The organism is Pseudomonas sp. B20 (genome assembly GCF_020515755.1).
Taxonomy (GTDB): domain Bacteria; phylum Pseudomonadota; class Gammaproteobacteria; order Pseudomonadales; family Pseudomonadaceae; genus Aquipseudomonas; species Aquipseudomonas syringae.
This window is the reverse complement of sequence record NZ_JAHPJG010000003.1, coordinates 74,753-90,863: the sequence shown is the minus strand read 5'-3', so window position 1 is coordinate 90,863 and position 16,111 is coordinate 74,753. Positions and strand designations below refer to the sequence as shown.

Below are 16,111 nucleotides of genomic sequence, written 5' to 3'. Positions count from 1 at the left end.
CTGGCGCTCCCGCTCAATCAGTGATGTTCCATTCCTTCAGCGTTGGTCAGCTCCCTGATCAGCGCTGTCTGCTGTTCCTTGAATCTGGCTTCGAACTCTAGAATCCGTCCTTCGTACTCCGGGTCTTCGAGGCTGATATTGCGTTGCTCGAATTCGTCGGTGAGTTGGTTCAGTTCGGTCCTGTAGGCGCCTTCGAGTGCTTCGAAGCGTCCAGCGTGGGTTTCGCGCAGGTAACTGATCCAGTAATCCTGCTGCTGGGCAAAATGCAGGAAGGGCTCGCCGCGTTCGCCGTTTTGCACGCGAAGCAGTGCCGTGTCGAATTCCCCCGGCCTGATGGCTGCGTGGGCCTGGTACAGCATGCCTTCCGGCGCCACGGGCAAGTCCAGCGCGCTGGCCCAGTGCGTGCGGTAGGCCAGACGTACCTCGGCTTCATCACGGCTGCCGGTCTGTTCGCGGGCTGCGGCATCCAGTTCCGACAGGCGATAAAGCCGCACGGTCAGCCGGTACAACAGGGCACCACGCTGCTCCGCCACGACGTCCTGCAACGACTGCCGGATAAACACCAGCACTTCCATCTGGTTGAACTCCAGAAGGATGCCGTCCGGGCAGGTATTGTTGTCACGAAACAGCCTGAGCGGCTCTTCGGCGATGGCGTTGAGGGTCTGTCCAAGTTGAGGGTCCTGACTCACGGAGAGCAATACTCGCCAGACGCGCTCGCGCAGCGCTGTACGGCTGGCGATGTTGCGATAATCGGCGCTGTGACGCAGTGAATTGATCAGGTCGAGCAGGTTACGGGTATCCCCACGGGCTTCCAGCTGCTCCCAAATCTCACGCCGCCCGGCGCTCAACGGGTTGCTGTCGTCCAGCCAGGGCTCGACGGTGGCGGGTTCCGGTGTCGATGCGCGGCTGTCCTCTGACGACAGGTACTCTGCCACCGATGAATCCGAGTCGTGGTGTTCCGTCCAGTCCATCGCACTGAGTTCGGGCGGCAGGTTCATGTCGAAGGTGAAGGAGCGTCCGTAACGTTCTGACAGATGTGCCTGGCGCATGGTGTCTTCGGAAAGCGGATTGCTCAGCAGGCTTATTTCCGTATGCGCAAACTCGCTGCCGGGGTTGGCGAGTATGTGTTCTGGCAATTCGCTGATCAGATTGCCCTCCAGCAACAGTGTCCTGATTTGCGCCGGAACCATGCTCTCCACCCAGGTTGGCCATTCGACCATTCCGACATTGTTCAATGACAGCCAGTTGAGCGCTGTGCCACTGAGGCTGGCCAGGTCGCTGATGGCGCCTATCCGGTTGCCGTCCAGCTCCAGCCGCTCAAGCGTGGCAATCCGGCCGAAGAAATCGATGTGCTGTTGATCGATCAGCATGCCCTGATCCATCAGCGATAGCGAACGAAGTGATCGAAGCTCAAGCAGCGCCGGCGGCAATTGCAGCAGCGGGGCGACATGCCCGCTCAATTCCAGCGAGGTCAGATCAGTCATGCGGCGCAACAGCTGATCAAGATCAGAGGCCGTGCCGGTGATTCTGCTCAGATGCAGATAGCGTATCTGGCGATAAAAGAAATCCGGCAGTTGTCGCGGAAAGTCGGTCAACGCAATATCTGCCAGGCGCAGGGGTCTGTGGATTTGCCCGAGGCTGAAGGTTCGCCAGTGATCGATCAGGATCCTGCCGATATGACGGCGTGACTCGATGATCTGCTCGCTCGGTACGGCCATCGAACTGGAGGCATGCGTCCACTGATCAACGGCGGCGAATAACTCGGCACCTTCGTTCAATTGCCTGTTTACAGCGGCCTGCACGGCAAGCGGAGTGTCCATGACAAAACTGAAGGAACTGCCGGCGACTGCTTCATTGATACGCGCGTGCATCGCGGTGTGGCGGGACAGGGTGTTGCCGCGCAAGTCAATCACGGTCCTATGCCCAGAGCTGAGAGGATTGTCGAGGATCCAGCCGGGCAGTTCGGTCAGGTTGTTGTGGGCCACCGACAGCTCGCGGATGTTGTTCGGGATGATGTCGGTCAGCCAGGACGGCCAGCTGTGCATGCTGACCCGCTCCAGCACCAGCCGATCAAGGTGCAGCCAGCTCAGATCCATGGGCAACACGCTGATCAGTCGATTGCCACTGAGGTTCAGCATCCTCAGGCCAGGCATGCTGCGAAAATGGTCCATCTGCGTCTGATCCAGAAAAATCCCCTGGTTGATCAGCCCCAGTTCGGTCAGTTGTGGCAGCACACGGGACACTTGCTGAGGCAGGTTGAGAAAGACCGAAGTCTCGAGGGCCAGCCCGGCAGATGGCTCACTGATCAGGTTCAGTGCGCGGGTATGCGGGAAGCGTTGCAGGAAGGCTCCAAGTTCAATGCTGTTGGTCGACTGCCGGGGCAGGTTCATGCCGGCAGGCGTCAGGTCAACTGCCCCCGGGCGCGCTCTGGGCTCGACCGAGATGTTTTCCAGATGCAGCGCGGTCACGCGGTTGAAGACGAAGTCCGGCAGATGTCGAGGAAAGTCACTCAGCGAAACCCGTTGCAGACGCAGCGGCTCAAGCGTGCGTCCGATCTCGGGCAGATTGTTGAGGCGCCAGTGGCTCCAGATCGCTTCGTTGATCCGCGCGCGACTGCCGATGTGAGCCTGACTCATGGGAGGCATTGCCACGGTTTCATAGGCCCAGGTGTCGAGACTTGCGCGCAGCTGTATTTGCTCTCCCAGCAGGTCGTTGAGCCGCGCATCGATGGCTCTGTTGTCCCAACCGGCGTGGCGCAGGCGGCCGAGGATGTCTTCGGGAAACGCGTCCTGCAGTTCAAGCATGCGGATCTTGTCCAGCAGGCTTTCGTCGGTCATGTGCCAGTCGACCCTGCCACTGCCGCTTAGCGGGTAGCCAAGGCGGCCGTCTGCCAGGCGCATGGGGGATTTCGAGCCTGGCTTGATCGCCTGCATGTTCAGCCATCGCGCGAGGTGCTGGCGGGGCAGGGGATTGTCCTGGATCAGCGCGGCCAGCGCCTGGCCCTGGCCGGTGTGGGCAAAGCCCAACTGATTGCGTTCGGCATCGGGCAGGGCGTGCAGCACGGACGAATAAAGATCGTCGAGCCCATGCAGGTGCTGATCGTCAGCGTCACGGGTCTCGTAACGATCGCCGTCCTTGATCAGCACTTTGCGCACAGGCGCATCCTCGGCACCGATGCTGTCGATCAGCCGGCCACCGAAATACCGGTCACGGACTTCCAGCCTGACCTGTGCAGGCCATTGCTGCAGGGCTTCAAGGCTGTGCAACGCAAGGCAGTCGGTGTCGGCGCTGAAGACCGAGGTCAGATAAAGCCCCTCATAGGCCCGCGCCAGCCTTACCTGTTGTAAATAGGCGCTGGCCTCTTCGGCAACGGGCAGCGGCACGCGGCGCTCCGTCGTCAGTTGCAGCCGCTCTGCCGGCAAGGCGTGGCTGGCCAGTTCCTCGGCAACCAACGGTGGCAGGCCTGGAAATGTCTTCTGCAGGGTCTGCACGCCGTCAGCCTCGGCGACGCTCAATGCGCGGTAACGGGATTCGAACAGCCAGCCTCGGGTGGCGCGGGCGCGTGCCGCCAATTGCGCCCGCAGCGTGATCAGTCGCGGTGACATGCCGAGCTGGCCGGCGCCGAACTCTTCATTGAGCAGGGTGCGGATTTCGCTGTTACTCAGCTTTTCCAGCACCTGGCGCAGGGTATCCGGCTGGTCGGCACGTACAGTGATGTGCAGGGTGTCAGCCGCGACCGGCTGATACGCCGGGGCGAATGTCTGGAGCGTGTGGCCCTCGGCATCCACCAGAACCAGCGCGCGATTGCCCGGCCAGCCACGATCCTGGCTCAACAGCTCCAGTTGAAGCGGTGCCGCCGCGTTTATATCGTTGGCTTCCAGTTGCTCGATGAACCGCTCGATCTCTTGGTCCAGCCTGAACCGGCGCGCCGTGTCCTCGAGCAATGCCGGAGGAGGACGCTGATCGGTCAGTGCTTCGCGCATCACCGATTCAGGCGTGTTGCTGACGTTGACGATGCGCCTGGCGGTGCTGTCGGAAAACGTTTCGCTGGAATAGCCCAGCCGTCGAAACAAGGTCAGGCCCTCCATCTCCAGCGGCTGATCGAGCTCATGCAGCCACGCTCCCGCGCCGTTGTGCCGCAAGGCGGGCTGGTAGCTGTCCGTACGGGTCGGATGCTCGATCAGGTAACCGTCGCCTTTGGCAGCAGGGCTGACCGAATAGGTGCGTCCTTCAAGTGGCAGCCATTGTTTGCCCTGCCATGTGTACAGACCTGTAGCATCGGGCTGTAGCCCCTTGGGCAGGACGATATCATGGGCAAAGGGTGTCAGATCAGGCTTCCACAGGCGGGTCATGCCGCCCGGCAAATCCACAGGCTTGAGGCTGTTCACGAATTCGGGCGCCTGTACCGCCGGGATGCCTGCTGCGCCCGTCGCCGCAGCGCCAAGCGCCGATATCAGCGCAACGTTCTCGACCACATCGAACAGGTAGGCGAACGCCTGCTGTTTCTCGTCTTTGGCCCAGCTCTCCACGCCCTCATACACTTCGTGAGCCAGCTGAACGGCGGTAACGGCCATCATCACTTCGCCCAGTACCGGGACGACGAAGCCGGCGATGTTCAGGACATTGAAGGCGGTGTCCATGAAGTACTGCACGCGCTCATCGAAGGTCTTCTGGTCCTGTGCCGCAGTAGGCACACCATGAAACAGTGCGTCGTCGCGCAGGGCAGCACGTTTGCGCTCGTACAGGTTGTCCGGCAGCGGACCTTGCAACAGCGTTTCTCTCAGGTCGAGTCGGGCGTTTCGGTCGGCTTCACGCTCCAGCCACTGACGCTCGAAAATGCCGCCTTTCTTGACTTTGGGGTGCAGGCGTTCGGACAACTTTTCAAACAAGGCACTTCGATGGCGCGCAGGTACGAAGCGCATGAAGAAGTTCAGGTAGCCGTCAATGAACATCCGCTCGCGCAATGCATGTATAAACACTTCGACCGAGTCGTACTCCTTCAGCGGCGCAACGGGATCATCCGGGATATACACCACAATCCGTTCTGTCTGCGTGGCCATATCCCGGTTCTTGCCAATCACCAGAGGGCCGGTTAGTTCGATATCGCCCAGGCACAGTACGCTGCAGTTGACCGGCCGGTTATCGAGTCGGACATGCTGTTTGCCGTCGAGAAGCTCCAGTAATGCGCCTTGCAAACCCGGGCTGACCTGCTGTTGCAGGGAGGCAATCTGCAACTGCAGCCTGATCGACGATGCTTCCAGTTGCATGAAGCTCTGGCGCAGTCTCGATGCCGCAGCGTCTGCCGTTTCGTCGGGGGTCGAAGGCGCGCTGAAGGCGGCCTGGATATGCGCCTGATATTGGCCGCCCAGGTCCAGCTCACGGCACAGCGCCGCAAAGCCGGTCGGGGAGAGCGGCAGGGACTTTCCGCTGATCTGTGGGCCGATGATTTCAAACGAAGAAAACACCTGGGCCTTGAGGCCGGTACTGGAATCCATTGCGCCTGGAACTGTTTCCCAGGCTTCGAAGTTCTGCAACGCGGCCTTGAGCAGGCTCTGGGTCGCGGCCTTCAGGGCAATGTTTGCCTGCGTTAGCGGGTCTCTGGATGCCGTATTGAATGATTGGTCGACCCGCGCACGACTGGCATGGAACAGCCAGGTGTCGGCGACGTCCACCTGCAGTCCGAAGCGATCCTTGATGGCGGCTGTCAGCAGGGGCCTTGCGAAGTCCTCCAGCGTCGACAGGCGATCCAGCGTCGGACGAACCTGTTGCTCGTACTCGCGGTGCTCGGCGTACAGGCGCTGCAGCTCGGCGAGCTGATCAGGGTTGGACTTGCGTGCGCTCGCCAGCCATTGCACGGGGCGCCGCGAAGCCTTGCGCAAGGCTGCATGGGTCGCCGGCTCGGCCTGAAGCAGCCACTCGGGGGATTTGTCTTTTATCAGTTGCAGATGCGGGAGTGCAGGAGCCTTGCCCGACGGAGATAGATCCAGCATTTAAGTGCCTTGTCGTGAATGAACAGGCGACAAAGCTTACGGCCGCGACTTGCCGTGCAAGTGCTAACTATCTATGTACTCCCGCTGTTTCTGAAGACCGTTGCTCAAGTAGTGGTGGCGATGGCCGACAAGACATGAAGCGGGACGAAAGAGTGGCGATCGATAGCGGTCGTGACTTCGTTCTGTATTACCCATGTAACGTTTTACGGCTGGGCTATACTCACGCCGTTTGGACCGTTCGTCGGTCCGCTTCTTGAACACGGCCCGACGCCGTCGTTGAACTCTTGAGGGCTGACTGTGAAGAACTGGACCTTGCGCCAACGGATTCTGGCGAGTTTCGCCGTCATCATCGCAATCATGCTACTGATGGTCGTTGTATCTTATTCACGGTTGTTGTCCATCGAGTCCAGCGAGGAAGATGTGCGTCTCGATGCGTTGCCCGGCGTCTACTACAGCACCCTGGTGCGCAGTGCCTGGGGCGAGAGTTACATCCGCACGCTGGAGCTGATTGCCGAAGGGCAGGGGCGGCCGCTGACCAAGCAGGAAAAGGACCAGTTCAAGGGGTTTGAAGACGCCCTTCAGTCGCAGATGGACGGCTACAAGAAATCCATCTTCGATGACACGGACAGGGCCAGCTTCGCGGTGTTCGAAAAGCGCCGCGAGGTCTATTCGCGCATGCTTGCCGATGTTCACGCCAAGTACGAACGCGGTGATTATGCGGGCGCTCGCGATGAGTTTTACAACGAGCTCAATCCGGTCTGGAGCGAGGGCCGTCTGCAGCTCAGAGACCTGATCGTTGCCAACAAGCAACTGGCTGACCAGTCCACCACCAATATCGTCAACGCTGTGCTGGGTGCCAAGATCAGCATGGTGCTCTCTCTGCTGATCGCGGTCATGGCGGCGGCGGCCTGCGGGCTGCTGCTGATGCGCTCGATCACCTCTCCGATGCAGATGATCGTGAGTATTCTGGACGTCATGCGCAAGGGCGATTTGAGTACCCGGCTGAACCTGTCGCGCAAGGACGAGTTCAATGCGGTCGAGACCGGCTTCAACGACATGGTCTCCGAGCTCACCGCGCTGGTAGCGCAGGCGCAGCGCTCTTCGGTACAGGTCACTACCTCGGTCACCGAGATCGCTGCAACGTCCCGCCAGCAGCAGGCTACCGCCACCGAGACCGCGGCAACCACCACCGAGATCGGCGCGACGTCGCGGGAAATCGCCGCCACTTCGCGGGACCTGGTGCGGACCATGACCGAAGTCACTTCGGCGGCAGACCAGGCTTCGGTGCTCGCCGGTTCCGGCCAGCAGGGCCTGGCACGCATGGAAGACACCATGCATCAGGTGATGGGCGCTGCCAATCTGGTCAACGCCAAGCTGGCGATCCTCAACGAGAAGGCCGGCAACATCAATCAGGTCGTCGTCACCATCGTCAAGGTCGCCGACCAGACCAACCTGCTGTCGCTCAATGCCGCCATCGAGGCCGAAAAGGCCGGTGAATACGGTCGCGGGTTTGCAGTGGTGGCCACCGAGGTGCGTCGCTTGGCCGACCAGACTGCCGTCGCCACGTATGACATCGAGCAGATGGTGCGGGAAATCCAGTCGGCGGTGTCTGCTGGCGTGATGGGTATGGACAAGTTTTCCGAAGAGGTGCGCCGCGGCATGTTCGAGGTCACTCAGGTCGGCGAGCAATTGTCGCAGATCATCCATCAGGTTCAGGCGTTGGCACCCCGTGTGCTGATGGTCAACGAAGGCATGCAGGCTCAGGCCACCGGCGCCGAACAGATCAACCAGGCGCTGGTGCAACTGGCGGATGCCAGCAGCCAGACCGTCGAATCACTGCGTCAAGCCAGTTTCGCCATCGACGAGTTGAGTCAGGTCGCGGTCGGGCTGCGCAGTGGCGTTTCGCGTTTCAAGGTCTGAACGATCAATGAGCGATCACTCGCCGAGGCGCAATGGCACGCCACTGACCGCCAGCAAACTCTTTCTGCTGTTTTGCATCGGCGAAGACCGCTATGCGCTGGACGCGACCGAGATCGCCGAAATCCTGCCGCGTGTGAAGCTCAAGACCATTGCCCGGGCACCTCACTGGGTGGCGGGAATCTTCGCCCATCGTGGCGAGATCGTCCCGGTGATCGACATCAGTGCGCTGAACTCCGGTCAGCCGGCGCGCTCGCGTACCAGTACGCGCATGGTGCTGGTGCATTACCGCTACGACGACGTGCACCCGGCGCAGTTGCTCGGGCTGATTCTGGAACAGGCGACCGAAACGCTGCGCTGCCCGGTTGCGCAGTTCAAGGCCTACGGGCTGGACAATCGCCTGTCGCCGTACCTTGGGCCGGTGCGAGAGGATGAGCAGGGCCTGTTGCAGTGGATTCATGTCCACGAGCTGTTGAGCGAGCCGGTCCGCGAGTTGTTGTACCCGGTGCCGCCGATTGACCTCGAATTGCTTGAGGACGCGCAATGAAGGTGGATGATTCGCGCTTCTTCAGCTTTCTCAAGGAGCGTATCGGCCTGGATGTGACGTCCGTCGGCGAAGCGATCATCGAGCGCGCCTTGCGTCAGCGTGCGGCGGCCGCCCACTGCGCTGACAGCGATGCCTACTGGCATCTTCTGGTCTCGTCGGCGCAGGAGCAGCAGGCGCTGATCGAAGCGGTGATCGTTCCCGAGACCTGGTTCTTTCGTTATCCCGAATCGTTTGTCACCTTGGGCATGCTGGCCCGTGAGCGTATCGCCAGCCTTGCCGGTGCGCGCCCCTTGCGCATACTCAGCCTGCCGTGCTCGACCGGTGAGGAGCCATATTCCATCGCCATGGCGCTATTCGACGCCGGGGTCGATGCCAGGCAATTCAAGGTCGATGCCATCGATATCAGCCCTGTTTCGATTGCCAAGGCCGAGCACGGTGTTTACGGCAAAAACTCGTTTCGTGGCAGCGACATCAGTTATCGCGAGCGGTATTTCAATCCGGTCGCTGATGGCTTTGAAATCGCTGACAGTGTTCGCGCCTGTGTGAGTTTTCAGCCGGGCAACCTGCTCGACCCCAAACTCGTTTCGCAAGCGGCCTATGACATCGTCTTCTGCCGCAATCTGGTGATCTATTTCGATCGGCAGACCCAGCAACATGTGTTCAAGGTGCTCAAACAACTGACCCGTGAAGACGGCCTGCTGTTCATCGGTCCGGCGGAGGGCAACCTGCTGGCCGCTATCGGCATGCGCTCGACGGGGATCGCCCAGTCGTTCGCCTTCCGGCACGCACCTGTCGATGCGGCAGTGCCAGCCCCGGTGCCAAAACAGGTCGCTGCACCCGTTGCGCCCCGTCCTGTCGTCGAGGCACCTGCCAGAGCGGTCGCGCCACGACCTGCGCCGCGCACCTCCGCCGCATTCGCGCCCATTGCAAAACCAGACGCTGCGGCGGGCAACAGCGAGATGTCGGCGTTGCTCGACAGGATTGCGGGGCTGGCCAACGAAGGCAAAAGTGCCGAGGCGCGGGCTGCATGCGAGCGTTACCTGCAACAGCATGAGCCGGTCGCGCAGGTGTTTTACTGGCTGGGTCTGCTCAGCGAAGTGGAAGGCCGTGTGCCACAGGCGCAGGGCTTCTATCGCAAGGCGCTGTATCTGCAACCGCAGCACTCAGAATCGCTGGCCCAACTGGCGGCATTGCTGGCTGCCCAGGGTGACACTGCCGGCGCGCGGCGCCTGCAGGACCGCGTTGCGCGTGGCGCGAATAAACAAGGAAACCACTGATGGCGGGCGTGTCCGGTTTTTCCAGTCTGACCCATGATCAGGCTCTGGATATCGATGATTGCTGGAACCGCATCGGTATTCATGGCGATCGTTCCTGCCCGTTGCTTGCAGAGCACATCCACTGCCGCAACTGCGCGGTTTATTCGGCTGCCGCCACCCGTTTGCTGGACCGCTATTCGCTGGCCCAGGAGTCGCCCGAGCATTTTCAGGGCTCGGTGCTGCTGCGCGACCTCGAGACCCGTTCGATTCTGGTATTCCGGCTTGGCGAAGAGTGGCTGGGGCTGGCGTCGCGCTGCCTCTCGGAAGTCGCCCCCAGCCAGACCATCCATTCACTGCCACACCAGCGCTCGCGTGCGTTGCTGGGTGTCGCCAATGTACGCGGCGCTCTGGTAGCGTGCATTTCACTGGTCGAGCTGCTGGGGCTGGACAGCACCGTTGTGAATACCCCGTCGACGCGGGTGGTGCCGCGTATGCTGATCGTGAGCGTCGAAGGCGGCCCGGTGGTGGTGCCGGTCGACGAGGTAGACGGTATTCACGCCATTGACGAGCGCGAGCTGGAAGCCGCTTCGGCGTCCGGCACGCACGCCAATGCCCGTTTCACCCGTGGCGTGCTGCAATGGAAGGGCCGCAGCCTGCGCTGGCTGGACGAAGATGAGTTGTTGTCGGCGGTGTATCGGAGCCTCACATGACGCCAGATCAAATGCGTGACGCCTCGCTGTTCGAACTGTTCACGCTGGAAGCCGACGCGCAGACCCAGGTACTCAGTGCGGGCCTGCTGGCACTCGAACGTAACCCGACCCAGGCGGATCAGCTGGAAGCCTGCATGCGTGCCGCTCATTCGCTCAAGGGCGCAGCGCGAATCGTCGGCGTCGATTTCGGCGTGAGCGTCGCGCATGTGATGGAAGACTGTCTGGTCAGCGCCCAGGAAGGGCGTCTGCTGCTTCAGGCCGAGCATATCGACGCGCTGCTGTCGGGGACCGACCTGTTGATGCGTATTGCCACGCCTGGCAGCGACGGTATTGGTCAGCCTGATATCGACAGTTACGTCGAAAGGCTCAATACGTTGCTGGCTTCCGGCGCTGGCGCAGCGCGTGCGGTCAGTACGCCGCTGCCGGACCCGGCCTCGGACGCTTTGCTCGCCAGCGCGATGCTGCAGTTCGAAACGTCCGGCGCGGCAGTTGTGCCGGAGTCTGTGCCCGAGCCGTCGGCCGCAGACTCGTCTGCGCCCGCCCATCCAGCCGATATGCCGATGCCGGAACCTGAAGCACCGTTCACGCCATTGCGTGAACGGCGTGTGGCCGAAGGTGGCGAACGCGTGTTGCGAGTCACTGCCGAGCGTCTTAACGGTCTGCTGGACATGTCCAGCAAATCGCTGGTCGAGACCCAGCGCCTCAAACCGCTGCTGGCCGGTATGCAGCGGCTCAAGCGCCTGCAAAGCAGCAGCGACCGTGCGCTGGAAGTACTGGGTGCCAGTTTTGGCGAGGAAGGTCCTTCGGCCGATGTGCAAAAAGCCCTGGAAGACGCGCGCAGCCTCCTGTCCCAGGCGCAACAGGTGTTGGCCCGGCACACTGCCGAGCTGGATGAATTCGGCTGGCAGTCGGCGCAACGTGCGCAGTTGCTATACGACACGGCACTCGCCTGCCGCATGCGACCTTTCGCCGATGTGCTGAACGGCCAGGCACGCATGGTCCGCGATCTGGGGCGTGAGCTGGGCAAACAGGTCCGCTTGCAGATCGAAGGCGAAAAGACGCAGGTCGATCGCGATGTGCTGGAAAAGCTCGATGCACCATTGACCCATCTGTTGCGCAACGCCGTGGACCATGGCATCGAGTCGCCCGAGCAGCGCGTGGCGTCCGGCAAGGACCCTGAAGGTCTGATTCGTCTGCAGGCCTCGCATCAGGCCGGCTTGCTGGTCGTTGAGTTGAGCGATGACGGCGGTGGCGTAGACCTTGAACGTGTGCGCCAGAGTATCGTTGACCGCAAGCTTTCGCCTGCCGAAACCGCTGCGCAGTTGAGCGAGGAAGAACTGCTGAGTTTTCTGTTTCTGCCGGGCTTCAGCATGCGCGACAAGGTCACGCAGATTTCCGGCCGTGGTGTCGGCCTCGATGCCGTGCAGCATATGGTTCGCCAGATGCACGGCAGCGTCGAGCTGCAGCAATGGGCGGGCGAGGGCAGTCGCTTCAGAATTGAAATGCCGCTGACGCTTTCAGTGGTACGCAGCCTGGTCGTGGAAGTGGGCGGCGAAGCCTACGCCTTTCCGCTGGCTCACATCGAACGTATGCGCGACCTGCAGCCTGACGACATTCTGCAATTGGAAGGGCGTCAGCATTTCTGGGATGAAGAGCGGCATGTGGGGCTGGTCTCGGCCAGTCAACTGCTGAACCGGCCGCCTGCGCAGAAGGCCGGAGAAACGCTCAAGGTCGTGGTCATCCGCGAGCGCGATGCGGTTTATGGCGTCGCCGTCGAACGCTTCATCGGTGAGCGTACGCTGGTGGTGATGCCGCTCGATGCGCGCCTGGGCAAGGTGCAGGACGTGTCGGCAGGAGCCTTGCTCGACGACGGTTCGGTGGTGCTGATCATCGATGTCGAAGACATGCTGCGCTCGGTGGAAAAACTCCTGAATACCGGCCGCCTGGAACGCATCGATCGACGCGATCGCCAGGCAGACCAGGTGTCACGCAAGCGCGTGCTGGTGGTCGATGATTCTTTGACCGTGCGCGAGCTGGAGCGCAAGCTGCTGGTCAGTCGCGGCTACCAGGTGTCGGTGGCCGTAGACGGGATGGACGGCTGGAACGCACTGCGCGCCGAAGACTTCGACCTGCTGATTACCGACATCGACATGCCGCGTATGGACGGTATCGAGTTGGTGACTCTGTTGCGCCGCGATACCCGCTTGCAGTCCTTGCCGGTCATGGTCGTGTCCTACAAGGACCGCGAAGAAGACCGGCGTCGCGGCCTGGACGCTGGCGCCGATTATTACCTGGCCAAGGCCAGTTTCCACGATGATGCCTTGCTCGACGCTGTCGTCGAATTGATAGGAGACGCGCAAGGATGAAGATTGCCATCGTCAACGATATGCCCATGGCCATCGAAGCCCTGCGCCGTGCGCTGGCCTTCGAGCCCGCGCATCAGATCATCTGGGTGGCGTCCAATGGTGCCGACGCCGTGCAGTGTTGCGTCGAGCAGACCCCGGATCTGATCCTGATGGACCTGATCATGCCGGTGATGGATGGCGTGGAAGCCACGCGCCGGATCATGGCCGAAACACCCTGCGCCATCGTCATTGTGACCGTCGACCACGAGCAGAACATGCGCCGCGTGTTCGAAGCGATGGGGCACGGCGCACTGGATGTGGTGGACACGCCGGCCATCGGTGGTCCCAATCCCAAAGAGGCGGCGGCGCCCCTGCTGCGCAAGATCCTCAATATCGACTGGCTGATCGGCCAGCGTGTCGGTTTTGAACGGGTCGCGGCTGCACCGGTTTCCGCGCCGTCGAGACGTGACCGGCTCGTCGCGATCGGTTCCTCGGCAGGCGGGCCTGCGGCGCTGGAGATTCTGCTCAAGGGGCTTCCGGTGAGCTTCCCGGCGGCGATCGTCCTTGTGCAGCATGTCGATCAGGTCTTCGCCGCCGGTATGGCCGACTGGTTGAGCTCCGCCTCCGGCCTGCCGGTACGTCTGGCCAGGGAAGGCGAAACGCCACAGCCGGGTGTGGTGTTGCTGGCGGGCACCAATCATCACATTCGATTGCTCAAGGACGGCACGCTGGCGTACACGGCGGAGCCGGTGAATGAAGTTTACAGACCCTCGATTGATGTGTTTTTCGAGAGCGTCACCCGTTTTTGGAGTGGTGAGGCGGTCGGCGTTCTGCTGACCGGGATGGGGCGCGACGGTGCACAGGGGCTCAAGGCCATGCGCGAGCGGGGGTTTCTGACCATCGCTCAGGATCAGGCCAGCTCTGCTGTGTATGGCATGCCCAAGGCTGCCGCAGCCATCGATGCTGCCGTGGAAATCTGTCCGTTGCCCGCCATAGCACCTCGCTTGATCGAGGTATTTACTCAATGACTGCTGTGCTGAACTCAGTGGCAGTCGGCGATCAGGAGAAAGATCATGAATGACCTGCAAACGGATGAGCTCAAGACGCCGGATGAAAACAGCGCAATGGTACTTCTGGTGGACGATCAGGCCATGATTGGTGAAGCCGTACGACGCGGCCTGGCCGGCCATGAGTCTATCGACTTTCATTTTTGTGCCGACCCGCATCAGGCGATTGCCCAGGCCGTGCAGATCAAGCCGACGGTGATTCTGCAGGACCTGGTGATGCCGGGCCTCGACGGACTGACGCTGGTTCGCGAGTACCGCAGCAACCCGCTGACCCGCGATATCCCGATCATCGTGCTGTCTACCAAGGAAGACCCGCTGATCAAGAGCGCGGCGTTCACGGCCGGCGCCAACGACTATCTGGTCAAGCTGCCGGACAACATCGAGCTGGTGGCGCGTATTCGCTATCACTCGCGCTCGTACATGACCCTGCTGCAGCGCGACGAGGCCTATCGGGCTCTGCGCGTCAGCCAGCAGCAACTGCTCGACACCAATCTGGTGCTGCAGCGCCTGATGAATTCCGATGGCCTCACGGGCCTGTCTAATCGCCGTCATTTCGACGAGTACCTGGAACTGGAGTGGCGCCGGGCAATTCGCGAGCAGTCCCAGTTGTCGTTGCTGATGATCGATGTCGACTACTTCAAGCCCTACAACGACAACTTCGGGCATCTGGAGGGCGACGAGGCCCTGCGCCAGGTCGCCAAGGCCATCCGCAACAGTTGCAGTCGTCCGTCGGACTTGCCGGCTCGCTACGGGGGCGAGGAATTCGCCATGGTCCTGCCCAATACCTCACCGGGCGGGGCGCGTCTGCTGGCTGAAAAACTGCGCCAGAGCGTGTCAGGTATGAATATCCCGCACATTGCGCCAGCGCCCGGCTCCAGCCTGACGGTGAGTATCGGTGTGGCGACCATGACGCCACAGCTCGGAATGCACAGCCGTCAGCTGATTCTGGATGCCGACAAGGGGCTTTATCAGGCCAAGAACAACGGACGCAATCAGGTCGCGGTGGGCTGACGCCGGCTGCGATCGGTAAAATAGGCCTCACAACGCCTGCCCGACGTGCTGCTTTCGTGGTCCGCCCTGGGGTATACTCGTCGGCTTTGAAAATTTCGCCTGCGAGTGCTGCCTACCATGGAAATCAACCCGATCCTAAACAGCATCAAGGATTTGTCCGAGCGCTCCGAAACCATTCGGGGGTATCTTTGACTACGATCACAAACATGATCGTCTGACCGAAGTCAACCGCGAGCTCGAAGATCCAAACGTCTGGAACAACCCGGCCTACGCCCAGGAACTTGGGCGCGAGCGCTCCCTGCTGGCGCAGATCGTCGAAACCCTGGACGAAATGTCCTCGGGTCTGGCCGATGCCAAAGACCTGTTGCTGATGTCTGCCGAAGAAGAAGACCAGGCCGCCGTCGATGACGTCGCCGCCGAAGTCGAGCGCCTGCGCGAATCGCTGGAAAAGCTCGAATTCCGCCGCATGTTCAGTGGCGACATGGACCCCAACAACGCTTACCTGGACATCCAGGCCGGCTCCGGCGGTACCGAAGCGCAGGACTGGGCCAACATCCTGCTGCGCATGTACCTGCGCTGGGCCGACAAGCGCGGTTTCGACGCCACCATCATGGAACTGTCCGCCGGTGAAGTCGCCGGTATCAAGGGCGCTACCGTGCACATCAAGGGCGAATATGCCTTTGGCTGGCTGCGTACCGAGATCGGCGTTCACCGTCTGGTGCGCAAGAGCCCGTTCGACTCCGGCAACCGTCGCCACACCTCGTTCTCGGCCGTATTCGTTTCGCCGGAAATCGATGACAACATCGAAATCGACATCAACCCGGCGGACCTGCGCATCGACACCTACCGCTCCTCCGGGGCCGGTGGTCAGCACGTAAACACCACTGACTCGGCGGTGCGTATCACCCACGTTCCGACCAATACCGTGGTCAGTTGCCAGAACGAGCGTTCCCAGCATGCGAACAAGGACACCGCCATGAAAATGCTGCGGGCCCGTTTGTATGAGCAGGAAGTGCAGAAGCGTAACGCGGCGTCCCAGGCGCTCGAAGACACCAAGTCCGATATCGGCTGGGGTCACCAGATTCGTTCGTACGTACTGGACGCCTCGCGTATCAAGGACCTGCGGACCAACATCGAACGCAGCGACTGCGACAAGGTGCTTGATGGCGATATCGACGAATACCTGATCGCGAGCCTCAAGCAAGGGCTGTAAACCGTCAGCCGACACCTCAAGCCCCTCGTCGCAAGGCGAGGGCGAACCTGTGATG

General features: G+C 61.4%; 9 protein-coding genes. 8 read left to right on the top strand and 1 reads right to left on the bottom strand.

Going from position 1 to position 16,111, the window contains the following annotated elements:
• Positions 1-17 precede the first annotated feature (17 nt).
• A complete protein-coding gene (locus tag LIX91_RS04170; protein ID WP_226488013.1) occupies positions 18-5,990 on the bottom strand; it encodes an NEL-type E3 ubiquitin ligase domain-containing protein in 5,973 nt (1,990 codons plus the stop codon).
• Positions 5,991-6,287: 297 nt separating this feature from the next.
• Between LIX91_RS04170 and LIX91_RS04165 the strand changes: the two genes are divergently transcribed.
• The 8 genes from LIX91_RS04165 to prfB all read left to right on the top strand — a co-directional run bounded on the left by LIX91_RS04165 (position 6,288) and on the right by prfB (position 16,056).
• Complete coding sequence (locus tag LIX91_RS04165; RefSeq protein WP_003409235.1) at positions 6,288-7,910, top strand: methyl-accepting chemotaxis protein; 1,623 nt, start codon at positions 6,288-6,290, stop codon at positions 7,908-7,910.
• Positions 7,911-7,917: 7 nt separating this feature from the next.
• Positions 7,918-8,454 (top strand): chemotaxis protein CheW, encoded by a 537-nt coding sequence (locus tag LIX91_RS04160; protein WP_100072182.1) that lies wholly within the window; start codon positions 7,918-7,920, stop codon positions 8,452-8,454.
• On the top strand, positions 8,451-9,731 hold the full coding sequence (locus LIX91_RS04155; protein WP_226488012.1) for a CheR family methyltransferase: 1,281 nt from the start codon (positions 8,451-8,453) through the stop codon (positions 9,729-9,731). Before LIX91_RS04160 ends, LIX91_RS04155 begins: the two co-directional genes overlap by 4 nt.
• Positions 9,731-10,420 carry a chemotaxis protein CheW gene (locus LIX91_RS04150; RefSeq protein WP_003409240.1) on the top strand — a complete coding sequence of 230 codons (690 nt, stop codon included), beginning with the start codon at positions 9,731-9,733 and terminating at the stop codon, positions 10,418-10,420. Before LIX91_RS04155 ends, LIX91_RS04150 begins: the two co-directional genes overlap by 1 nt.
• Complete coding sequence (locus tag LIX91_RS04145) at positions 10,417-12,786, top strand: hybrid sensor histidine kinase/response regulator (protein WP_046236702.1); 2,370 nt, start codon at positions 10,417-10,419, stop codon at positions 12,784-12,786. Before LIX91_RS04150 ends, LIX91_RS04145 begins: the two co-directional genes overlap by 4 nt.
• The gene (locus LIX91_RS04140; RefSeq protein WP_226488011.1) at positions 12,783-13,793 is read left to right on the top strand and encodes a chemotaxis response regulator protein-glutamate methylesterase; all 1,011 of its coding nucleotides are present in this window, start codon (positions 12,783-12,785) and stop codon (positions 13,791-13,793) included. The genes LIX91_RS04145 and LIX91_RS04140 overlap by 4 nt, the downstream gene beginning before the upstream one ends.
• Before the next feature lie 45 nt (positions 13,794-13,838).
• Complete coding sequence (locus tag LIX91_RS04135) at positions 13,839-14,843, top strand: PleD family two-component system response regulator (protein ID WP_226488010.1); 1,005 nt, start codon at positions 13,839-13,841, stop codon at positions 14,841-14,843.
• 117 nt (positions 14,844-14,960) lie between these two features.
• Positions 14,961-16,056, top strand: a protein-coding gene (prfB, locus tag LIX91_RS04130; protein WP_096102164.1) for a peptide chain release factor 2 whose coding sequence is annotated in 2 segments (ribosomal slippage) — positions 14,961-15,032 and positions 15,034-16,056 — 1,095 coding nt in all. Because the reading frame shifts where the segments join, the coding sequence is not laid out codon by codon here.
• The last annotated feature ends 55 nt before the right edge of the window (positions 16,057-16,111 follow it).

Excerpts from the sequence above, each read along its gene's own strand:
- LIX91_RS04145 (WP_046236702.1), top strand. The coding sequence starts at position 10,417 with ATGACGCCAGATCAAATGCGTGACGCCTCGCTGTTCGAACTGTTCACG.
- LIX91_RS04155 (WP_226488012.1), top strand. The coding sequence starts at position 8,451 with ATGAAGGTGGATGATTCGCGCTTCTTCAGCTTTCTCAAGGAGCGTATC.
- LIX91_RS04135 (WP_226488010.1), top strand. The coding sequence starts at position 13,839 with ATGAATGACCTGCAAACGGATGAGCTCAAGACGCCGGATGAAAACAGC.
- LIX91_RS04140 (WP_226488011.1), top strand. The coding sequence starts at position 12,783 with ATGAAGATTGCCATCGTCAACGATATGCCCATGGCCATCGAAGCCCTG.
- LIX91_RS04170 (WP_226488013.1), bottom strand. The coding sequence starts at position 5,990 with ATGCTGGATCTATCTCCGTCGGGCAAGGCTCCTGCACTCCCGCATCTG.
- LIX91_RS04150 (WP_003409240.1), top strand. The coding sequence starts at position 9,731 with ATGGCGGGCGTGTCCGGTTTTTCCAGTCTGACCCATGATCAGGCTCTG.
- LIX91_RS04160 (WP_100072182.1), top strand. The coding sequence starts at position 7,918 with ATGAGCGATCACTCGCCGAGGCGCAATGGCACGCCACTGACCGCCAGC.